21 protein-coding genes and 1 tRNA gene are annotated in these 21,702 nt (G+C 60.9%); 10 read left to right on the top strand and 12 right to left on the bottom strand.

The features are described 5' to 3' along the window. Positions 1-57: 57 nt before the first annotated feature. The 4 genes from HYX42_RS01855 to HYX42_RS01870 form a co-directional block, all read right to left on the bottom strand. Complete coding sequence (locus HYX42_RS01855; RefSeq protein WP_293398908.1) at positions 58-801, bottom strand: arginyltransferase; 744 nt, start codon at positions 799-801, stop codon at positions 58-60. Beyond that, entirely contained in the window at positions 798-1,577 is a 780-nt protein-coding gene (gene aat / locus HYX42_RS01860; protein ID WP_293398910.1) for a leucyl/phenylalanyl-tRNA--protein transferase, read from the bottom strand. Before aat ends, HYX42_RS01855 begins: the two co-directional genes overlap by 4 nt. Before the next feature lie 131 nt (positions 1,578-1,708). Beyond that, a tRNA-Asn gene (locus tag HYX42_RS01865) sits at positions 1,709-1,784 on the bottom strand. A 30-nt stretch (positions 1,785-1,814) separates the two neighbouring features. Next, complete coding sequence (locus HYX42_RS01870) at positions 1,815-2,852, bottom strand: LacI family DNA-binding transcriptional regulator (RefSeq protein ID WP_293398912.1); 1,038 nt, start codon at positions 2,850-2,852, stop codon at positions 1,815-1,817. Between the two features lie 197 nt (positions 2,853-3,049). Here HYX42_RS01870 and HYX42_RS01875 point away from each other — a divergent pair, with 197 nt between their 5' ends. The 10 genes from HYX42_RS01875 (at position 3,050) to thiD (ending at position 13,284) form a co-directional block, all read left to right on the top strand. Next, positions 3,050-3,973: an NAD(P)-dependent oxidoreductase gene (locus HYX42_RS01875; RefSeq protein WP_293398914.1), complete on the top strand. Its 924-nt coding sequence runs from the start codon at positions 3,050-3,052 to the stop codon at positions 3,971-3,973. A 3-nt stretch (positions 3,974-3,976) separates the two neighbouring features. Next, entirely contained in the window at positions 3,977-5,326 is a 1,350-nt protein-coding gene (locus HYX42_RS01880; protein ID WP_293398916.1) for an amidohydrolase family protein, read from the top strand. A 56-nt stretch (positions 5,327-5,382) separates the two neighbouring features. Beyond that, positions 5,383-6,348 carry a tripartite tricarboxylate transporter substrate binding protein gene (locus HYX42_RS01885; protein ID WP_293398918.1) on the top strand — a complete coding sequence of 322 codons (966 nt, stop codon included), beginning with the start codon at positions 5,383-5,385 and terminating at the stop codon, positions 6,346-6,348. A 307-nt stretch (positions 6,349-6,655) separates the two neighbouring features. Beyond that, positions 6,656-7,135 (top strand): (2Fe-2S)-binding protein, encoded by a 480-nt coding sequence (locus tag HYX42_RS01890; protein WP_293398920.1) that lies wholly within the window; start codon positions 6,656-6,658, stop codon positions 7,133-7,135. Then, complete coding sequence (locus HYX42_RS01895; protein WP_293398922.1) at positions 7,132-9,279, top strand: molybdopterin cofactor-binding domain-containing protein; 2,148 nt, start codon at positions 7,132-7,134, stop codon at positions 9,277-9,279. The genes HYX42_RS01890 and HYX42_RS01895 overlap by 4 nt, the downstream gene beginning before the upstream one ends. Positions 9,280-9,298: 19 nt before the next feature. Next, positions 9,299-10,213 carry an ABC transporter substrate-binding protein gene (locus tag HYX42_RS01900; RefSeq protein ID WP_293398924.1) on the top strand — a complete coding sequence of 305 codons (915 nt, stop codon included), beginning with the start codon at positions 9,299-9,301 and terminating at the stop codon, positions 10,211-10,213. Positions 10,214-10,240: 27 nt separating this feature from the next. Beyond that, complete coding sequence (locus HYX42_RS01905; RefSeq protein WP_293398925.1) at positions 10,241-10,831, top strand: carboxymuconolactone decarboxylase family protein; 591 nt, start codon at positions 10,241-10,243, stop codon at positions 10,829-10,831. Beyond that, on the top strand, positions 10,828-11,706 hold the full coding sequence (locus HYX42_RS01910) for an NAD(P)-dependent oxidoreductase (RefSeq protein WP_293398927.1): 879 nt from the start codon (positions 10,828-10,830) through the stop codon (positions 11,704-11,706). The genes HYX42_RS01905 and HYX42_RS01910 overlap by 4 nt, the downstream gene beginning before the upstream one ends. A gap of 120 nt (positions 11,707-11,826) precedes the next feature. Continuing rightward, positions 11,827-12,375 carry a protein tyrosine phosphatase family protein gene (locus HYX42_RS01915; RefSeq protein ID WP_293398928.1) on the top strand — a complete coding sequence of 183 codons (549 nt, stop codon included), beginning with the start codon at positions 11,827-11,829 and terminating at the stop codon, positions 12,373-12,375. Positions 12,376-12,435: 60 nt separating this feature from the next. Next, positions 12,436-13,284 carry a bifunctional hydroxymethylpyrimidine kinase/phosphomethylpyrimidine kinase gene (gene thiD, locus HYX42_RS01920; protein ID WP_293398929.1) on the top strand — a complete coding sequence of 283 codons (849 nt, stop codon included), beginning with the start codon at positions 12,436-12,438 and terminating at the stop codon, positions 13,282-13,284. 6 nt (positions 13,285-13,290) lie between these two features. On the opposite strand, the gene HYX42_RS01925 is transcribed toward thiD, so the two are convergent. From HYX42_RS01925 to HYX42_RS01960, 8 genes are all read right to left on the bottom strand, one after another. After that, positions 13,291-14,595, bottom strand: coding sequence for a cytosine permease (locus HYX42_RS01925; protein WP_293398930.1), 1,305 nt, complete (start codon positions 14,593-14,595; stop codon positions 13,291-13,293). Positions 14,596-14,803: 208 nt separating this feature from the next. Continuing rightward, a complete protein-coding gene (locus HYX42_RS01930) occupies positions 14,804-15,853 on the bottom strand; it encodes an NAD(P)/FAD-dependent oxidoreductase (RefSeq protein ID WP_293398931.1) in 1,050 nt (349 codons plus the stop codon). Positions 15,854-15,957: 104 nt separating this feature from the next. Further along, a complete protein-coding gene (fdxA, locus tag HYX42_RS01935; protein WP_293398933.1) occupies positions 15,958-16,287 on the bottom strand; it encodes a ferredoxin FdxA in 330 nt (109 codons plus the stop codon). An 83-nt stretch (positions 16,288-16,370) separates the two neighbouring features. Next, a complete protein-coding gene (locus HYX42_RS01940; RefSeq protein ID WP_293398935.1) occupies positions 16,371-17,699 on the bottom strand; it encodes a GTP-binding protein in 1,329 nt (442 codons plus the stop codon). Between the two features lie 110 nt (positions 17,700-17,809). Next, a complete protein-coding gene (cysD, locus tag HYX42_RS01945; RefSeq protein WP_293398937.1) occupies positions 17,810-18,751 on the bottom strand; it encodes a sulfate adenylyltransferase subunit CysD in 942 nt (313 codons plus the stop codon). Between the two features lie 28 nt (positions 18,752-18,779). Further along, positions 18,780-19,418 (bottom strand): phosphoadenosine phosphosulfate reductase family protein, encoded by a 639-nt coding sequence (locus tag HYX42_RS01950; protein ID WP_293398939.1) that lies wholly within the window; start codon positions 19,416-19,418, stop codon positions 18,780-18,782. Position 19,419: 1 nt separating this feature from the next. Then, positions 19,420-19,815, bottom strand: coding sequence for a DUF934 domain-containing protein (locus tag HYX42_RS01955; RefSeq protein ID WP_293398941.1), 396 nt, complete (start codon positions 19,813-19,815; stop codon positions 19,420-19,422). A 14-nt stretch (positions 19,816-19,829) separates the two neighbouring features. After that, the gene (locus HYX42_RS01960; RefSeq protein ID WP_293398943.1) at positions 19,830-21,674 is read right to left on the bottom strand and encodes a nitrite/sulfite reductase; all 1,845 of its coding nucleotides are present in this window, start codon (positions 21,672-21,674) and stop codon (positions 19,830-19,832) included. Positions 21,675-21,702: the final 28 nt, after the last annotated feature.

Below are 21,702 nucleotides of genomic sequence, written 5' to 3' on the forward strand. Positions count from 1 at the left end.
CCTATGAAATTACGCTGCACCTGCTGGTTGGCGGCTTTCACTGCTGTGTGCAAGTGGTCAGTCCTCGCGGGCCGCTATCCATTCATCATTAACCCGTATCTGGTGCGGCCTGAATCCCGCCTTGTAGTTCATTTTCTGGCTTTCAGCGATCCAGTAACCGAGGTAAACATAGGGCAGTTCCAGCCGTTTGGCCTGCTCTATCTGCCACAACACGCCGTAGTTGCCATAGCTGGCCCTGGCATCCGGCTCGTAGAAGGTGTACACGGCAGAAATCCCGTCTTCAAGCACATCCAGGATGGACACCATTTTCAGGGCCCCGGGTTCGCCGTTGGAAAGCGTCTCGCGAAATTCCACAAGCCGTGAGTTCACCCGGCTTTGCAGCAGGAACTGCGTGTACTGGTCAATACTGTCGTGGTCCATGCCCCCACCGGCATGCCGGCCGGTCTGGTAACGCAGGTAAAGCTCATAGTGTTCAGGGATGAAGCAAAGCTTGAGCACCCTTGCCGTCAGTGTCTTGTGACGATTCCAGGCGCGGCGCTGGCTGCGGTCTGGCTGGAAATCATTCACCGGAACCCGCAGCGGCACGCAGGCCTGGCAGCCATCGCAATAAGGGCGGTAAGTGAACATTCCGCTGCGCCGGAAACCGTTGGCAACCAGTTCTGAGTACGCGTCGTTATGAATCAGGTGGCTGGGGGTGGCGACCTGCGACCGGGCCTGCTTGCCCGGCAAATAACTGCAGGGGTAGGGCGCTGTGGCGTAGAACTGCAGGGTTTGCAGCGGCAGGTCTTTGAGGTGCGTCACGGTGGCTTTGTGGTCTGCTTTGTAGTCCGTATTGACAGTAATTCGTTCCAGTATACGGGGTCAAATCGCCAGACAGGGGCGGCTTTACCGACCGTATTACCAAGATGCGTGACGAAATCCCCGCGGTCCATTTCCGCAGCCCCCAGCGATGCAAGGTGTCTTGTGTTTTGCTGGCAATCAATCATGGCTATGTCACTCACCCTGCAAAAGGCGACCAGCGCCGCCAGGGCGATTTTTGATGCATCGGTGCGGTGCGCAAACATGGATTCACCAAACACCATCCCGCCGAGATTCACGCAATACAGGCCACCCGCCAGTTCGCCATCGATCCATGTTTCCACGCTGTGCGCATGGCCGGTCTTGTGCAGGGCGATGTAGGCGTCCACCATGGAGGGCAATATCCATGTGCCGGGTTGCCCCTCGCGCGGCTTGCTCGCGCAGCTGCGAATGACCTCACCAAAGCAGCTGTCAAACCTCACCTCGCAAGCTGCGTCGTTACGGAAATTGTTCAATGTCTTGCGCAGTGAGCGATGCATCCTGAAATGCCGTGTTTCCAGCACCATGCGTGGGTCGGGGGACCACCAGAGCACGGGCTGGCCTTCACTGAACCACGGGAATATCCCGCGTGAATACGCGTCAACAAGGGTCGGCACATCAAGTATTGCGCCTGCAGCAAGCAACCCGGGCGCAGGCGTGGTGTGGCCCCATGCCTGGTTTGTGGAGGGGAATTCTTGCCCGGCATCAAGCCAGGGCAGAGGAGGTGTGGGCTTTGCCATTGATTTGCCGCAAGGTGCCATCACACCAGCGAATGCAAATGGTAGTCGAGCCACTGAGGTTTGGCCTTGCCCAAATGCCGTTCCCAAGTAAAAAGGCCCGTGCAGCAATGCACGGGCCTTCGTCTTGTTGGTGGCTCCTCAACCTGGGCTCGAACCAGGGACCTACGGATTAACAGTCCGGCGCTCTACCAACTGAGCTATTGAGGAATACAGCCTAAGATTATAGCGTTTATTTCTTCACTTCCCGGCTTGCCTGGGTTGTGCGGTTGATCCTCGCAGAATGATCGTCGGTTGCAGCACCACTGATTCGGGTGCGCGGTCCGGTGACGCAATATGCTCGAGCAGCACGCGGGCAGCCTGAGCGCCCATCTCGCGATGCTGTATGCGCACCGTTGTCATGGGTGGTGACACCATGTCCATGAGCGGCATGTCGTTGTGGCCTATCACGGACACATCGCGCGGACATGAAAGGTTCATGCCCTGTAGTGCGTCGTAACAGCCAAGGGCCAGCAGATCATTGGATGCAACGATGGCGGTGATATCGGGTGCTTTTGCGAAAAGCTTTTCACACCCCGACTTGCCGGCTTCGCGCGAATAACCTGTGCAATTGACGATGCTGCCTGCGGGCAACCCGGCCTCACGCATGGCCGCTACAAAACCGGCGCGCCGTACAAAACCGGTTGACAGGTTCTGGGGGCCAGCAAGATGCGCAATATGCCTGTGCCCCAGCGAGACCAGGTGCTGTACTGCCAGTTGTGTACCCAGCCGGTCATCGTTGACGACCATTGACAGCTCGCGTGCGTCGGCTCCGCGATTAACCAGAACAAAGGGCACACGTTGCTCGATGCAGCGTGCCACCAGAAGGTCGTCCCGAGCGGCAGTCGCAATGATGAGTCCGTCCACCCGCCGGGCCAGCATCTGCTCGAATACTTCTGCCTGCGAGGCCGCATCGCCGTCGGCATTGGCCACCAGAGCCACACATCCGGCTGCACGCAATGTTTCCTCTATGCCCTTGACGATGGGGGGGAAGACCGGATTGGTGATGTCAGGCAAAAGAACGCCTACCGCACCCGATCTGCGCGTGCGCAAGGCAGCGGCCAGCTGGTTGGGCCTGTAGCCCAGAGCCTGCGCCGTAGCCTCGACACGCTTGACCACGGCGTCGCTGATGAGGGCGCGTTTTTTGGGGTCGAGTGCCCGCGAAACGGTAGAGCGGTCTACGCCTGCCTTCAGTGCGACCTGTGTGATGGTGACGTTTTTGCTGGGGATGTCGCGCATGGTCCTATTGTTACAAGAATCAGATGCTGCTCCTTTGCGTGCCGTAGGGCCACTTTCTCATGGTTCCGAAATGCATGCGGGAAAGCACCAATCCCGCCAGTTAAAAAATCTTTGCAATCGGTTGCATAAACGGATATATTCTCATCATGAACAGGCCTGCGGTAGGTCGTTCGCTGAAAAGAAATCATTGGAGTGATATGACACAACGTATTGGATGGATAGGTCTGGGCCGCATGGGCGAGGCCATGGCGAAGAAGCTGGTGAAGGCCGGGTATGACGTCAATGTATGGAACCGCACGGCGTCCAAAGCAGAGCCGCTGGCTGAATACGGTGCAAAGATTGTGGGCAGCAAGCAGGACCTGGCTTCCTGCGACATGGTCTTCACCATGGTCTCCACGACAGATGACCTGAAGCAGGTGCTGTTTGGCGAGGGTGGTCTGGTGACCGGCAAGGTCAAGCCCAAAGTTGTGGTCGACAGCTCCTCCATTTCCGAAGAAGGCTCTGCTGAAATTCGTGCCCTGCTTGAAGCCGCAGGTGTCGGTTACCTCTGCACGCCGGTGTCAGGCAACGCCAAGGTCGCCAAAGCCGGCAAGCTGCTGCAGGTGGCTTCGGGCCCCAAGGCGCTGTACGTGCAGGTCGAACCCCTGCTGCAGGCGATGGCTGCCAAGGTCATGTGGGTAGGCGAGGGCGAACTGGCCCGCGTCTGGAAGATCGCCCACAACACCATGTTCGGCGTGATCATCCAGAACCTTTGCGAGATCACCGTCATGGCCGAGAAGGCCGGCATTCCGCGGCATGTGTTTTTGCAGAGCATCAACGATTCGGTGCTGGGTTCCATGTACACGCGCTACAAGACGCCGATGTTGACCAACCTCACGTTTGACCAGGTCACATTCACACCCAAGCTGCTGCTCAAGGACATGGACCTGGGTCTGGGCGCCGCCAAGGCTTATGGCGTGCCAATGCCCTCTGCTGCGGCAACGCGTGAGTCGGTTGCGCGCATGGTGGGCCGTGGTTATGGCGAAATCGATTTTGCCGTGCTCCTGCAGGAAACCGCCAGTGACGCGGGCCTTGTGCTCAAGTCCGAAAACGTCAAGGTCAGCGACGGCCTGGAGGCTTGAGGGATGAGCGCCGCGCCTGCAAGAACCTTACTGCGCGGCGCATCCATCATCACGATGGATGCGCAGGGCGACCTGCCTGTGGGCGACATACTGGTAACGGGCGACACCCTGACTGAGATTGCGCCGGCCATCAAGGCTGATGACGCGCAGGTCGTTGACGCCACCGGCTTCATCATCATTCCAGGCCTCATCAATGCCCACATGCACACCTGGCAAACCGCCCTGCGCGGGCTGTCTGCCAACTGGACGCTGCTTGAGTATTTCCAGAAGATGCATGCGGGGCTGGCGACGGTCTTTCAGCCAGAAGATCTGCATATCGCCACGCTGGTCGGTGCGCTGAACCAGATCAACTGCGGCACCACCACACTGGCGGACTGGTGCCACAACAACCCGACGCCCAGGCACAACGATGCGGCGATTGATGCCCTGCTGGCCTCAGGGATTCGCGCTGCCTTCTTTCACGGCACGCCCAAGCCCGACCCCAAACCGGGGCAAACGCCGTTCTGGGAAGTGCCGCATCCACGCGCCGAAATCGAACGCCTGTTGAATGCGCATCAGGGCCAGCCGCTGCTCACCATTCAGGCGGCGGTGCTCGGACCGCACTATTCAACACTCGAGGTGGCGATGCACGATTTCGCCATGGCCAGGGACCTGGGACTGATCGCTTCGCTGCATCAGGGCGGTGGCCCTGCACGCACGCCTGATGGCTGGGAAAAGCTTGAAGCTGCAGGCCTGCTGGGTGACCACATCAACATCGTGCATGGCCATGCACTCAATGATGCACAGCTCAAACACTTCTGCGAACTGGGCATGAGCTTTTCAGCCACGGCTGAAAACGAAATGACACAGGGACATGGCTACCCCATCACCGGCAGGCTGCGTGCTTTCGGCCGGGCGCCGTCGCTGGGCGCTGATCTTGAAAGCGTGGTCAGCGGCGACATGCTCACCCAGGCGCGCGTGGCGCTGGCCATGCAGCGCAGCCTGGACAACTTTGCCTTCCGCGAAGCGCATGGCAGTATTCCCCCGACATCAACTGTCACCACACGTGAAGCCCTGTCGTGGGTGACGATTGAAGGCGCGCGCATGCTCAAGCAGGCGCACCGCGTTGGCTCGCTCGCAGCCGGCAAGCAGGCCGACCTGGTGATGATCCGCGCGACCGACCTCAACATGCAGCCGGTGCACGATGCCGTGAATACCGTGGTCATGCAGACCTCACTTGCCAATATCGACAGCGTGATGATTGCCGGCCGCTGGAAAAAGCGCCATGGGCAGTTGCAGGATGTTGACCTCAAGCCGCAGCTTGAAGCCTTGAGGGCTTCCGGGGAAAAGATTACGAAGGCAATGGCCCTATGACGTAAAAAGCCTTGATCGTATGCAGATGGTTTGATATTAATTACAGGAGACAAGACATGAAAAAACGCATCTTTATCGCGACAACCGCAGCGCTGCTGGTCAGCAACGTATGGGCCCAGGCCCCTGCAGGTCAGGACTACCCCAACAAGATCATCAAGATCGTCGTGCCTTTCACGGCAGGCAGTGCCACCGACATCATGGCCCGCATCGTGGGTGAAAAGCTCAGTACCAGCATGGGCCAGGCGGTGGTGGTAGAGAACCGCCCCGGCGCCGGTGGCACCCTGGGTGCTGCGCAGGTGGCCAAAGCTGATCCTGACGGCTACACGCTGCTGGTGGTGTCAACCGGCCATGTGGTGAACCCTGCGCTCTACGGCAGCCTGCCTTACGACACGGTGGCTGATTTTGCCGGCGTCACGCCGCTGGCCGCACTGCCCAGCGTGCTCGTGGTGGGCGCGGGCAGCCCGATCAAATCGGTCAGTGAGCTGATCGCCACGGCCAAGGCCAACCCCGGCAAGCTCAACTATGCGTCTGCCGGCGTAGGCAGCGCCACCCACGTCAATGCCGAGAAGTTTCGTGCTGTGTCTGGCATACAGCTGACGCATATTCCGTTCAAGGGTACGCCGGAAACGATTGTCGAAGTCAGCTCCGGCCGGGTTGATTTCATGTTCACGCCGGTGCTGGCGTCCATCCCGTCGATTCGCGACAACCGCATGCGCGCACTGGCCGTCAGTACGGCCAAACGCTCCACCGCCTTGCCTGACGTGCCAACGGTTGCAGAAGCCGGGGTGCCGGGTTTTGTGTTTGATTTCTGGATAGGCTTGCTGGCACCCGCGAAAACGCCGCGCCCCATCGTCAACAAACTCAATGCTGAAGTGCGCAAGGTCATGGCCCAGCCTGATGTGATAGAACGCATGGCCAAGCTGGGTGCAGAACCCATGCCGATGGCGCCTGAGCGTTTTGATGCCTACATCAAGGAAGAATTCAACACCCTGGGTGCGATCATGAAGGCAGCACCGAAGTAAATGGCCCCCACGCTTGCCACTTCGTGTGCTGCGCTGCCCCCCCAAGGGGCTGTGCTAGCTTGGGGCGGCCCGGCGCGGCGCACCATGGCCACCACGCTTGTCACTTCGTGTACCGCGCGAGGCCTTGCAGGCCGCGACTCGCGAGACGCTTCGTCCCTGTCGCCTGTGGCCCGGCAGAGCCGGTTCCACGGCTCGACTTGCGAAGATGGTCGCTTTTGTATTCCCGCTCGTCCTGAGCCTGTCGAAGGATGCTTGAGGCGGCCCGGCGCTGGCGGCCGTCTGTGTCGACATTGTTTGAAGGCGTTTTATGGCTACCCGGAAGTTTGACCTGCAGATAAATGGTGGCAAGCGCACCGTTGAAGGCGACGAAAACACGCCGCTGATCTACATCCTGCGCAACGATTGCGCCCTCAAGGGCACGCGTTTTGGCTGCGGCGCGGGGCAGTGTGGCTCATGCCATGTGCTGGTCGACGGCGTGTCGGTGCCGTCCTGCGACACGCCGCTTTGGGCGGCAGAGGGCAAGCCCGTCACCACGGTTGAGGGGCTTGCTGTCGGTGATGCCTTGCATCCGCTGCAGCAGGCCTTCATCGACGAGCAGGCTGCGCAGTGCGGTTATTGCCTCTCCGGCATTCTGGTGCGGGCGGCGGCACTGCTCAAAACCAATCCTGATCCAGCCGAGGCTCAGGTGCGCGAGGCGCTTGACCAGCACCTGTGCCGCTGCGGTACACACAACCGCATTGTTCGAGCGGTCTTGCGTGCTGCGCACACCATGCGGGTTGCAGCATGAGCGGCGTACCTGTCGCCCTGCCGGGCAGCCTGAACCTGAACCGCAGGCTGTCGCAATGGCTGGCCATTCATGCTGACGGCACCGTGTCGGTATATACCGGCAAGGTTGAACTCGGGCAGGGCATCCTGACGGTACTGGTGCAAATCGTTGCTGAAGAGCTGGATATCGGGGTGTCGCGTGTACGCCTTGTCGCGGCAAGCACGGGGGCCGGTCCGCATGAAGGTGTCACGGCGGGCAGCATGTCCGTGCACGACTCCGGCGGTGCCTTGCGCCAGGTGTGTGCCGAGGCGCGCGCCATCTACCTTCTGGCGGCTGCCGGCCGCCTGAACCTGGCACCTGATGCCACTGCAAAGCTTGAAGTCAACGATGGGCAGATCAGCGCGGGCGACGGCAAAGTCACCAGCTACTGGGATCTGGCCAATGATTCGCTGCTAGATTGCGAGGCTTGCGGCGTGGCAGTGCCCAAGCCTGCAGGGCGTGCGCAGTTTGCGGCGCAGCGTGTGGACATTCCTGACAAGGTGATGGGGCATGCGCGTTTTATCCAGGACATGCATTTGCCCGGCATGCTGTATGGGCGCGTCCTGCATCCACCGTCGCCGGGCGCAGTATTGCAGCCCATCGAGCTTGAGACCATCAATGCCTTGCCGGGTGTGGTGACGACATTGCGCGACGGCAGCTTTCTGGGCGTCGTTGCAGACAACGAATACGCTGCGGTAAAGGCGCTGGCCAGGCTGGCACGGCTTGCGACCTGGGCTGAAATATCAGCCCTGCCCGACATGAATGCCATGCCGGATTTTTTGCGTTCGCAGCCCGCAGAGACGACTGTATTTGCCGAGAAGAAGGGCGCAGACGCAGCGGCCGGTGCACGTGCGTTTGCAGCTGCTTATTCGCGTCCCTTCCTGGCACATGCATCCATCGGTCCTTCCTGCGCTGTGGCGCTTTACCAGCCATCAGCGCTGCAGATCTGGACGCACAGTCAGGGTATACACAACCTGCGGGCTGACCTTGCCGTGATGTTTGACATCCCTGCAGACAACATCGCGCTGCAGCATGTGGAAGGCGCGGGCTGTTACGGGCACAACGGTGCTGACGATGCGGCTTCAGACGCCGCGCTGCTGGCGCGCGCCGTGCCGGGTCGGCCGGTGCAACTGCAGTGGACACGTGAAGATGAATTGGGTTGCGCGCCCTATGGTGCGGCCATGGCTGTTGACCTCAAGGCAACAGTCGATGCCAGCGGCCGTATTGCAACCTGGCAGCATGACGTGTGGTCTACCGGCCACAGCATGCGGCCCGGGCGCAGCAAGATACCTGTGCTCATGGCAGCCAGCCTGCTTGAGAAGGGCTTTGAAAAGCAGGTGGCCATCAACATGCCCACCGCGTCAGGCGGTGGTGCAGAGCGCAATTCAGCGCCGCTTTACGACTTTGAGCAATGGCGTGCAACCAGCCATCGCAGTCTGGTGATGCCGCTGCGGACATCGTCCCTGCGCTCGCTGGGCGCGCACTGCAATGTGTTTGCCGTCGAGTCCTTCATGGATGAGATAGCCGTTTCGTTTCAGCTTGATCCGCTGGACTTTCGCCTGCGCCACCTTTCGGACCCCAGGGCGCTCGAGGTGCTCAACGCCGTGGCTGAGATGTCGGGCTGGCGCAATCGTGCCGAAAAGAAGGCCGGTGGCGAGGGCCGCGGCATGGGCCTGGCTTTTGCCCGGTATAAAAGCACCGGGGCCTGGTGTGCAGCGGTGGCCCTGATTGATGCAGGCCAGGAGCTCAAGGTTGAAAAGTTGTGGCTGGCTGTTGATGTGGGCCGCGTGGTCAATCTGGATGGCGTCGTTAACCAGATTGAAGGTGGCGCCATCCAGACTGTGAGCTGGGTACTCAAGGAGCAGGTGCAGTTTGACCGCACGCGTGTGCTCAGCAACACCTGGGAGACCTATCCTATCCTTCGTTTCTCCGAGGTGCCTGCCGTCGAAGTGAAGGTGCTGGACAGGCCCGACCAGAAATCAATAGGTGCAGGCGAACCCACACATGGCCCGGTTGCCGCCGCCATAGCCAATGCACTGGCCGACGCACTCGGCGTGCGGGTACGCAACATGCCGCTCAGCACAGACAACATCACGCAGGCCGCGCTGGCTGAAGAAATTGCATAGAACTGAATCAGGACAACAAATGAAGCTTCGCGTCAATATCTTCAACACGTCCAGCAACCTGCCTTTGTTTGCAGCAGTCGCCAACGGTGCTTTTTCACGCCGCGGGCTGGAGATAGAGATACAGAACACGCCCAATTCGGATGAACAGCGTTCAGGGCTGGCAGGGGGAAAGTTTGAGATTGCCCATGCCGCGATAGACAACGCGGTCGCCATGATCGAGTCCGGCCAGGATGCAGTCATTGTCTGCGGCGGCGATGCGGGCATGAATGATTTCATGGTGCGCCCAGAGATCAACGCCATGGCCGACCTGCGTGGCAAGCTGCTGGCTGTCGATGCACCCAACACGGCCTACGCACTGGCCGCCAAAAAAATACTCAAGCTCAATGGCCTGCTTGAAAACCGCGACTACAGCGTGAAGCTGGCCGGCGGCACCGGCCCGCGTTCTGCCGCCATGGTGGCTGACCCCTTGCTGGCCGCCGGCATGATCAACCCGCCGTTTTCATTCACCGTGCGCGAGAAGGGCCTGAAAAGCCTGGGCACGCAGTTTGATCTGCTGGGCCCATACCAGGCTACAGGCGCTTTTGTGATGCGCAAATGGGCAGAAGCCAACGCCCAGGCGCTGACCGACTACCTCGCCGCCTATATCGAAGGCCAGCGCCACGTGCTCAACCCGGCGCTCCGAGCTGACATGATTGCCTTGCTCGCAGAGCGCTTCAAGCTGTCGCCCGCCGTGGCCGAAGGAACTTATGAAGCCGTGGTTGCGCCTGGATCGGGACTGGCCACGGACGCAGCTTTCAACAACGAAGGGTTTGTGACGGTGCTGGCCATACGCGCCGAGATGGAGGGCATGTGGGGCGGACAGCCGCCATCGCCGAGCCGTTACCTTGACCTGTCGCATTACGCAAAAGCGCTTGCCCGGATGCAGGCCGGCTGATACGCCAGTCAACCCCAGGAGAATTTCATGGATCAACCACAACGCCTTCCGTATATCGACCCGGCCCTGATCACCGACCCGCGCATGCTGGCCGAGTTCGAGCGCGCCGCACGTGAGGGCGCGCCCAGGCCCGAAAGCCATGCCATGCGCGCCAATGTGCCGGCGGTGTTCTGGGCGTTTACGAACGCGTGGAACGACACTTTCGTCAACGGCGTCTGTGACCACGCGATCAAGGAGTTGTGCCGGCTTTATGTCTCGCAGGCGGTCAACTGCAACTACTGCGGTAACCAGCGCTCGGTGAAAGCGCAGGAGCAGGGCCTGCTGGAAGCCGACGTCAAGGACCTGCTCGACTTCGACAAGTCGACGCGATTTACGCCGCGCCAGAAAGCCGCGTTAAGGCTTGCTGAAGCCATCACCTGGGGGCTTGAGTCCACCGATGAACTCTGGCAGGGCCTGTATGACAACTTCGACACAGGCGCCATCGTCGAGCTCGGCTTCTTCATAGGCCTGACCATGGGCCAGCAGCGCTGGAACCGCCTGATCAATATGCAGCACAACCAGTTCATGCCGGGCACTGCAGGCGGGTTGGCGCCTGCTGCGGCACTGAAGGCCGCATGAAGATCCATTTCATCGGCGTCGGCAAGATGGGCCTGCCCATGGCCACACATTTCCTTGCTGCAGGACATGCGGTCAGCGTGTACGACCCCAGCGATGAGCGCCTGGGCATGGCGCGTGTGCATGGGCTCGAAATTTCAAGCAATACAGCAGATGCCGTAGCCTCATCCGACGCGGTTTTTTCGTCACTGCCCAACGACAAGGCCTTGCGCGAGGTGGCCAGCGAGGTCACGGCACTGGCCACGCGCGGCGCTGTGTTTGTGGATACCAGCACGGTGTCACAACAGGCATCAAGGCACGTCGCAGACCTGTGCCGCGCTGCAGGCGTGCATTACCTGCGCACCACCGTCTCGGGCAATAACAAGATGGCCGAGGCCGCGCAACTGACGGTGATGGCTTCCGGCCCGCGTGCGGCCTATGACAATCTGCTTCCTGTACTGCAGCTGCTGGGGCCTAACCAGTTTTACCTGGGTGATGGCGAGCAGGCGCGGCTGATGAAGCTGGTCGTCAACCTTATGATCGCGCAGACCAGCGCCATGCTGGCCGAGGGCCTGGCGCTGGGCCGCAAGGGCGGGCTGGACTGGCGCGACATGTGGCAGGTGCTGGGCGCGAGCGCTGTGGGCTCGCCCATCCTCAAGGCCAAGGCTGTGCAACTCAGTGAGCGCGACTTCACGCCCACCTTCACGGTGCACCAGATGATCAAGGACCTGGACCTGATTCTTGGCGAGGGTGAAGCCCTTCATTCACCTTTGCCGCACACCGCGCTGGTCCACCAGCAGATGCATGCCGCCGTGGCACAGGGTGATGGCGAGGACGATTACGCGGCCATCATCAAGGCGCTTGAGCGCAGCGCCGGGCTGGACATTCCTGAACGCTGAAAAGTGTTTATGCGCTTGTAATCGGCAGATTTGCAGCGAACCCCTCATCATTTTTTAGTCTTGGCTTGTTCTCAACCTGATCGGGTGTGAGCATGCGAAACTGAATGATGGAGGGCTGAAATGAAACATTATTTTTTATCCGTTGCTCTGGCTTTGCAGGTTTCAGGCATTTTCGTGCCGGTAATTGCGCAGCAAGAGATTCCCGCACTCAGGAACATGAAGGTCTACTCACCGAATCTGATCTCCAGCGGGCAGCCCGATAGAAATAACTTTGACGCGCTGGCGAAGGCGGGTGTTCAGCTTGTGATTAATCTGGCGCCTGCACAGGAGCGAACATCAATAAAGGATGAGGAGCAGCTTGTGCGTGGAAACGGCATGGAGTATGCGTATATACCTGTGGACTGGAACAAGCCTGATAAAGAAGGGTTCAAAAACTTTATGGAGGTAATGGACCGTAGCAAAAACATGCATGTACTTGTTCACTGTTCATTCAACTCAAGGGCATCTGCGTTTGTATATTTGTACCGACGGTCAGCTACGGCGGGAAGTAAGGATCAGGATTACCAGGTGATGGAAGAGATCTGGGAAAGGAACCGTGGGTATGAATTGCGTAGCAGTCCTCAATGGATCAGCTTCATCAACGAAATGTCCGTATCCGGAGTCAAATAGGCAAAACACGCATTCACCATATTTGATCTCTGGTTTGGGTATTGCAGATAGCATTGGCGCATGACAAACCAGGTTTTTGAATTCGAATACCCGCGCGTGCTCAGCATCGCGGGCTCAGACAGCGGCGGCGGCGCGGGCATACAGGCTGACCTCAAGACCTTTGCGGCGCTGGGTTGCTACGGCATGACGGCCATTACCGCGCTGACGGCACAAAACACACTGGGCGTGCGCGCCATCCACGGCGTGCCGCCGCAGATGCTGCGCGACCAGATTGACGCGGTGGTCGAGGACATCGGCGTTCACGCCGTCAAGATCGGAATGCTGCACGCGCCCGAGATTGTTCATACCGTTGCAGAAGCCATAGACCGCCATGGGCTGCAGCACGTGGTGCTGGACCCCGTGATGGTGGCGACCAGCGGTGCCGTGCTCATCGACAACCCGGCGATTGCCGCGCTGGTCAAGGAACTCTTTGGCCGCGCCGTTGTGGTTACGCCCAACCTGGATGAAGCGTCATTGCTGGTGGGCCGCAAGCTGAACAATGAGGATGATATGGAAGCCGCCGCGCATGAGTTGCTGGCCAAGGGTGCGAACGCCGTGCTGCTCAAGGGCGGCCATCTGGCCGGTGAAGTCGTCAGCGACCTGCTGATGGGCAAGGACGGCACACCGCACTGGATGCGGGCAGCGCGCATCCACAGCGCCAATACGCACGGAACAGGCTGCACGCTGTCATCGGCGATTGCAGCCCACCTGGCGCTGGGCCATACGCTGGTCAATTCTGTGGAAGCTGCGCGCAGCTACATACGGCTGGCGCTGGAGGCGGGTGCCAGGGTCAGGACAGGGGCGGGAAGCGGCCCGCTGAACCACAGCCACGCGCCGCACGCCATGCTGCTGACCCCGCTGAAGGCGTGAGACAGCTCAGGCGGTAGCTACAGTCCTGACCGGTGTGTCGCTGGTAAAGCGTGCCAGCACAAAGGTCAGCACCAAAGTCGGCAGCGCGGCGCCCAGGCTGGGCATCAGCTGCGCGCAGAGGTGGTAGCAGAGCACACCGGTAAACCAGATCGCCACGGCGCTGTAGTTCACCTTTCTTTCGCCCACCAGCCGGGCGATGTTGCCCCGACCGGTCAGACGGGCGAGGATCACGCCATACAGCGGCACAAACACGGAGCTCAGCATCAGCAAAAACGGCTCCAGGCTGTGCATGGGCAGCACCATGGCCAGGGCGGTGCACACCACGGCCATGAGCACGCCCCAGCGGCGTACCGTCCAGCCCGGCTTCAGGCTGTGGCCGGCGACAGAGCCCGAGTACAGATCGCCATAAGCGTTGTCGACCTCGTCGATCAGGATCAGGCCGAGCGCGATCAGCCCGCCTTGCGCCAGCAGCAGTGCGGTGACCAGATCGGTGCTGGGCGTGGTGATGGCGACCAGCACGCCGAGGCCATAACACCAGATGTTGGCAATCGCATAACCCAGCCAGGTGCCGCGCAAGGTGTTTTTGCCGTCGCGGCCGTGGCGCGCAAAGTCCGCCACCAGCGGCAGCCATGACACAGGCATGGCGATCACCAGGTCCAGCGCCGACAGGGTGCTCATGCCGCCGTCGCCGGGCTTGTTCCAGAGGGCGCCAAGACCTTGTGCGTTGGCTTTGGCAAGAAACTGCCAGGTCAGCCAGAGCAGCGACAGGATCACGAGCGGCAAACCGAAGCGGCCTATGAACTTGCGCACCAGGCTGACCATGGAGCCCGACAGCAGCGCAATCAACACGCCACCCCACAGCAGGGTTGCCAGCAAGGGCCAGAGGCTGGAGGCAAAACCGCCTGACTGGCGCGCAATCGCCACCGTGCCGTCGCGCATGACGACCAGCTCGAAGGTCGTCCAGCCGACCAGTTGAACCATATTGAGCAGCACTGGCAGTTTTGCAAAACTGCTGCCGTAAGTCGCGTGCATGAGGCCGGAACTGGAGAGCCCGCTGTCGCAGCCAAGCTTTGCCGTCCAGGCCAGCAAACCTGCACCGAGGATGGAGCCCAGAACAATCACCATGGCCGCCTGTTTTGCGCCCAGCGCTGGCACCAGGTAAGCGCCTATCTGCATGACCAGCAGGCCTACGCCCAGGCTTAGCCACAGCGATGCATGGTCGCGAAAGCCGAAAGAACGTTCGCTGGCGGGCAGCGGAGTGAGCGCGGTGTTGGCGCCGTCGGCATTTGGAGATGTGTGGGTTGTCGCCATGTTCTGATCTTTGATTTTTGATTCACGCGACGCTATCAATTCAGTAGCTGCCCACGTGCGTATCTATTGGTCTGGAGGCCGATTTGATGCCTGAAACTGGCCTTTTTGAAGCCCTTTTCAAGCATTTTGACACTCGGTACGCGTCACTGGATGCCCGAAAACAGCTGTAATAGCTAATATAGCTGTTTTGACGCCTGCGATGCGCTTGTCAGGCGGGCGGGGTATCGGGCGCAACGCCCAGCAACTTGTGCAGGCGCGGGCTGGTAGTGGTGTATTGCAGCAGGGTTTCCTTGCCGGGGAAGACAATCTCTGCCGCACCGAAAGCAGCCAGCGCGCTTTCATGAAAACCGCTGAGGATGAGTTTCTTTTTGCCGGGGTAGGTGTTGATGTCACCCACCGCAAAGATGCCCGGAATGCTGGTGGCAAATGTGGCAGTGTTGACCTTCACCTGCTTGCGTTCCATGTCCAGGCCCCAGCCAGCGACCGGCCCGAGCTTGGGCGACAGGCCCTGCATTACGAGCAGCGTATCTGCCGGCAGCGGGGCGATATTGCCGTCGACATCAGTGACCAGGGCCGCAGTCAGTTGGCCGCCTGACTCTTCATACGCCGTCACCTGGCCGACCTTGAACTGCAGTGCGCCGCCTTCGCGCAGCGCCTCGATCATCAGCACCATGTCGGCATCGGCCTGGAAGACATCGCGCCTGTGCAACAGCGTCACGCTTTTGGGCTGGTCGGCATCGAGCGTGGCCAGGCGCATGGCCCAGCCGAGGGCGGTGTCGTCACCGCCGACAACCAGCACATCCTTGCCCGCAAAATCGCTGGTGTTCCCGACGCGGTAAAGCAGCTGGCTGCCTTCAAACCTGTCCAGGCCTTCGACGCGCAGCTTCTTCGGCTGGAAGGCGCCTACGCCGGATGCAAGGAAGATGGTTTTGGCGAGGAAGTGCGTGCCACGGCTTGTTTCCACGTGGAAGCGACCATCGGGCTGCTTTTCAACAACGCTGACTTCCTGCTCCAGGTGAAAAGGCGGGGTAAAGGGCGTCAGCTGCCTGAGCAGGCTGGCGACCAGTTCGCGCCCGGTGCAGTGCGGCGTGCCGGGGATGTCGTAAATCGGTTTGTCGGGGTAAAGCTCGATGCACTGGCCGCCCACATACGGCAGTGAATCAACCACGTGGGCCTTGATGTCCAGCAGACCCAGCTGGAAAACCTGAAACAGGCCAACTGGCCCCGCGCCGATAACCAGTGCGTCGGTGGAGATCATTTCGTGTTGCCAGCGGACACCGCGGAACCGGCTTTGCCGGGCCGCTGGTGTCGCCCCCTGCAAGGGGGGTAGGTGCTACACGAAGTGAGCATCCGGAGGGGGTGTTACCGGACAAGCTCGTCGAGCTTGCCAACCTTGTCTTTCCAGTCATCAGCGTCAGGCAGTGGGTCCTTGCGCTTGGTGATGCTTTTCCAGCCATCAGCGCGTGCCAGATCGGCATTGATCTTGATGAAGTGCAACTGGTCTGCAGGCACATCTTCTTCGGCATAGATGGCGTTGACCGGGCATTCGGGGATGCAGACCGCGCAGTCTATGCACTCGTCCGGATCGATCACCAGCATGTTGGGGCCTTCGCGGAAACAATCCACGGGGCACACGTCCACGCAATCGGTGTATTTGCAGCGGATGCAGGCGTCGGAAACGATGTGAGTCATGGTGTGTCTATCGGGGCGGATCGGTGGAAACCCTAGATTTTAAGGGCTTTCCGTTGGCATTTTCTGAAGGGGTTAAACCAGGATCAAAGAACGAGCAAAGCGCCCGAGGTCTTGTGCGACGCGGTGTCTACCAATACCAGCGATCCCAGCACGCGCGATTGCTTGTAGGGCAGGGCGGCAATCGGCTCCAGCAGCGCGAGTTCAATCACGCCGATGGCGTTGGCATCGAGCTGGGCGGCGTCATGGCTTTCCAGCGTGTTGATGTTGATGTGGCTCACGATGCGTTTGACCTTGGCCTTGACCCAGCGGTGCCCATGCAGCGCAAGGTACATGCGTCCCGGCACCAGCGGTTCTTCGTCCATCCAGGCCACAGTGGCGGTGATCTGGTTTGAGCCCAGCGCGGGTTCGAAACCACCTGCAGCCAGCAACCAGTCGCCGCGCGAGACATCAAGCTCGCGGTCCAGGATGATGCCTGCGCTGTGGCCGGCCTTCACGTCCTTCGGCTGGCGTGCGTGGTCCAGCACCTGCGCCACTTTGGCGGTTTTGCCGCCCGGCAGCACGGTGATCTCCTGGCCTGGTTTGACATCACCACTGGCTATGCGGCCCCAGAACACGCGGCGGCCCTGCGAGGTGTCCGAGCTTGAAGAAAACTTCTCGACCCACTGCACGGGAAAGGCAAACGGCGCAGTGTCTGCCGGCGTCGCAGGCAATTGCTCAAGCAGCTGCAGCAGGCCGGGGCTGTTGTAGCCGCACCAGCCGGGGTTGGCATCGACCACGTTGTAGCCGATCAGCGCCGACACCGGGATGATGGCCTTGACGGGGATTTGTGCTTCGTCTGCAAACCTGTTGAGTGCCGCGCTGATGTGGGCGAAAGCGACGTCCGGCTTTTCAACCGCATCCAGCTTGTTCACGGCGAACACGATGGAGGTCACGCGCAGCAGGTTGACCAGCAGCGAATGGCGGCGGGTTTGCGGCAACAACTCTGGCAAGGCAGATTGCCAGTCGAGCTTGGTCGCATCGACCAGCACCACGGCGGCGTCGGCGCTTGAAGCCGCGGTGACCATGTTGCGGGTGTACTGCTCATGGCCCGGCGCGTCGGCAATGATGAACTTGCGTGCGGCGGTGTTGAAGTAGCGGTAGGCCACGTCAATCGTGATGCCCTGTTCACGCTCGGCCTGCAGGCCGTCGGTGAGCAAGGCCAGGTCGGTCTGGCCGCCGCGCTGAACACCGGCCAGCTGATCCTGCAGCACGGTCTTGCTGTCAACCAGCAGGCGACCGATCAGCGTGCTCTTGCCGTCATCGACGCTGCCGCAGGTGACAAAACGCAATGCTGCGCGGGTGTCCTGCTCGGTGGCCGCGGCGGTATTCTGTCGTTCGTCGAGGACTGCTGCTTGGATAGTCGAAGTGTTCATGTTGATCTCAAAAAATGCGGTGTCTTCGCCAGTGGGGGCCGAGGGTCCGGCTTTGCCGGCCCCAGGCGCCGCCCCTGGGGGAAGCGGGCATAGCCCGCTACGGGGAGAGCCTAAAAGTAGCCTTCCTTCTTGCGTTTTTCCATGGACGCATCGGACGTCTTGTCGTCCATGCGCGTCGCGCCGCGCTCGCTGACATCGGCGGCCAAAGTTTCGAGCACCACATCGGATGCATTGGCGGCGGGGCTGTCCACAGGGCATGTGCAGGTGATGTCACCCACGGTGCGAAAACGCACGGTCTTTTCGACCGCCACTTCGCCGTCTTTCAGAGGCGTGAGTTCAGTCACCGGGACCAGCAGGCCCTTGCGCTCGACGACCTGGCGCTGGTGCGCGTAGTAGAGCGACGGCAGTTCGATGTTCTCGCGTTCAATGTATTGCCACACATCAAGCTCGGTCCAGTTCGAGATCGGGAACACGCGGAAATGCTCGCCGGGCTGCAAACGGGTGTTGAACAGCGTCCACAGCTCGGGGCGCTGCGCCTTGGGCTGCCACTGGCCGAAGGCGTCGCGGTGCGAGAAGATGCGCTCCTTGGCGCGTGCTTTTTCTTCATCACGGCGGGCTCCGCCAATCAGCGCATCAAAGCGGAACTCGTCGATCGCTTCCAGCAGCGTGACCGACTGGTGCACATTGCGCGACTCGCCCGGGTGGGCCAGGCGCACGGTGCCGCGCTTCATTGAATCTTCAACACTGCGCACGATGAGGTTGGCGCCCAGTTGTTTGGCACGGTAGTCGCGGAAGTCGGTCACTTCATGGAAGTTGTGGCCGGTGTCAATCATCAGCAGCGGGTAGGGAATGCGGCCTTCGCCAAAAGCTTTTTCCGCGCATTTGAGCAGCACCAGCGAATCCTTGCCGCCCGAGAACAGCAGGGTGGGGCGCTCAAAGGCGGCTGCCACTTCGCGCAGGATGAAGATGGCTTCTTCTTCCAGCGCGTCGAGGTGGGCATTACTCAGGTGATTGAGGTGGCCCAGCAATTGGGGTTCTGTTCTGGCGTTCATAGGGGGGCTTTTCGGTAGGAGCAGAAGGTCAGTGCTGGACGTGCAGGCCGCATTCGCGGTTGTCTTCGCCCTTGGTGGGGTCCACGTAGTCAAAATTGTTGGGCAGACCGTGGGCCGCGCAATACTCGTAAAGGTCTTTCGAGGACCAGTGCAGCAGCGGCGCAACCTTGATCAGGCCGTCGGGGTTGACGCTCACAGGGTCCATCTGCGCGCGCACGGCGGTGTCGGTGGCGCGCAGCGCGGTGAACCAGACCTGAGGTGCAGTTTCGTGCAGGGCGCGGGTGAAGGGCTCGAGCTTGACTTCTTCGGTGAAGGCCGCGTGGCGCGGGTCGTCCAGCGCCGGGGTCGCACCTTCGACTGCTTCGCGGTGCGCACGCGAACGGCGCGGCAGGTAGATGTGCAGGTCCAGATTGAGCAGCTTTGTCACTTCGTCGGCGAAGCGGTAGGTGGCTTCGGTGTTGTAGCCGTTGTCCATCCAGATAACCGGAACTTTCGGATTGGCGCGGGTCACCATGTGCAGGATGACGGCCTCGAAGGGACGGAAGTTGGTGGTGACTATGGTGGGCTTGTGCAGGCCGACAGCCCAGTCCACCAGGCCCTGCGCATTGCGGCCCAGCTCTGCGTTGATGTGTGCGAGGTCCATTGGCTTTTCAATTACTTCGGTCATGTCATGCCTCCACAGGATGGGCAAAGTGGGGTTCGGCCTGCACCGCATCGCCCTGGTATTTGCCGGCCTGGTAACCGGGGTAGTTGCGCAGCACGCGCTCGGCGACGGCCAGGTCCTGGTCGGCGCGCAGCACAGCGGTGGTGAAACCGCTCCGTTCCATTTGTGCGAGCTGGTCGACCAGTACGTCGCCGGTGGCGCGGATCTCGCCCTTGAAGCCCAGGCGGCGGCTCAGCAAAAAAGCCTGGCTGAAGGCGCGGCCGTCTGTGAACTTCGGAAAGTGCAGGTCAATGCGCGTCACGCCATCAAGGGAGACATCCCTCGGGTCTGCGTCGTTGGCGATCTGCAGGCTGTTCTGGCCAGCGGCGGCTTCGTGTGCTGAAGAGGCAATCAGTTTCATGATGTTGTGTTCTTTCAGGCGGCCTGTTCAGCCAGCTCGGCGTTCTTGCCGGTGACGGCAAAGCGCGCACCATTGGCCGCAGCCTTGAAGGGTTCGACACCGACGCGGCGCAGGGTGTCGATAAAGGTTTCCTGTTTGTCGCCGGTGGCAATGCGGTGTTCACGGTAGGTGTCCAGCACGGCCTCAATCACTTCAGGCACTTCGGCTGCAGAGAAAGACGGGCCGACAACCTTGCCGGTGGCAGGCGCGCCCGACAGCGTCGAGCCATCAGAGCCGCCCAGCGTGATTTGGTACCACTCCTTGCCGTCCTTGTCGACGCCCAGGATGCCGATGTGGCCGCTGTGGTGGTGGCCGCAGGAGTTGATGCAGCCGCTGATGTGCAGGTCAATCTCGCCCAGGTCGTGCAGTTCATCCAGGTCCTGGTAGCGCAGCGTGATGGCTTCGGCCAGCGGCAGCGAGCGCGCATTGGCCAGCGAGCAGAAGTCACCGCCGGGGCAGGCGATCATGTCGGTCAGCAGGCGGATGTTGGGGCGTGCAAAACCGGCCTTGCGGGCGGCTTTCCAGAGCTCGGGCAACTGGTCGCAGCGCACCCATGGCAGCACCAGGTTCTGGTCGTGCGTGACGCGCACTTCACCGGCGCTGTACTGGTCTGCCAACTGAGCGGCGAGCTCAAGCTGGTCGGCGGTGGCGTCGCCAGGCGCCTGGCCCAGGCGCTTGAACGACAGCGTGACGATGCGCAGGTCGGGGTTTTTGTGCGGCGCCACGTTCTGCTGCAGCCAGCGGCCGAACTCAACGTCGTCCTCTGCAGCGGCGCGCAGGATGTTGGCAATCTTGGCTTCTGCATCGGTACGGTTGCAGCTCAGGTCTGGTGCTTCAAAGGATGCTGAGACGCGGTCCAGCTCGGCCTGCGTGATGGTGTGCGGCGCACCGTCGAGCTCGATGATGTCCTTGTACTCGGCCTCGACCTGGTCGGTGAACTTCTGGCCTTCGGCTTTGACCAGAATCTTGATGCGCGCCTTGTACATGTTGTCGCGGCGGCCAAAGCGGTTGTAGGCACGAACCACGGCTTCGAGGTAATTGAGGATCTGGTTCCACGGCAGAAACTCGCGGATGACCGTGCCCAGGATGGGCGTACGGCCCATGCCGCCACCGACCATGACACGAAAGCCCAGCTCGCCGGCGTCGTTCTTCAGCATGTGCAGGCCCACGTCATGCCAGGCCGTGGCGGCGCGGTCTTCAAGGGCACCGGTGATGGCGACCTTGAACTTGCGCGGCAGAAAGGCGAACTCGGGGTGCAGCGTGCTCCACTGGCGCATGATTTCTGCGTAGGGGCGCGGGTCGGCCAGCTCGTCAGCAGCAATGCCTGCACGCTCGTCGCTGGTGATGTTGCGTATGCAGTTGCCGCTGGTCTGTATGCCGTGCATGTTGACGCTGGCCAGCAGGTCCATCACGTCGGCAGACTTGTCGAGCGGGATCCAGTTGTATTGCACGTTCTGGCGCGTCGTGAAGTGGGCGTAGCCCTTGGTCAGGTGGGTGTGGACCGATTTGCCTCCGGGGAGCGGTATGGCGCCGAGCTTGTCCTGCGCGGCCTGGGCTTCTTCAAACAGCGCGTTGTTGGGCTGGTCATAGTCGCGGGCAATTTTCGCCAGCACACGCAGTTGGGCGGTGGATAGCTCGCCGTAAGGCACGGCCACGCGCAGCATGGGCGCATAGCGCTGCACATACCAGCCGTTTTGAAGGCGCAGCGGGCGGAATTCATCTTCGGCAAGGGTGCCGGCCTTCCAGCGGGTGAGCTGGTCGCGGTACTGGTTGGCGCGCGCCTGCACAAACTGGCGGTCAAATTCTGTGTATTGGTACATGGCTATCGATATTTCAAGCAGGGATACG

Origin of the sequence: Polaromonas sp., assembly GCF_016185115.1 — a bacterium.
Taxonomy (GTDB): Bacteria; Pseudomonadota; Gammaproteobacteria; order Burkholderiales; family Burkholderiaceae_C; genus Polaromonas.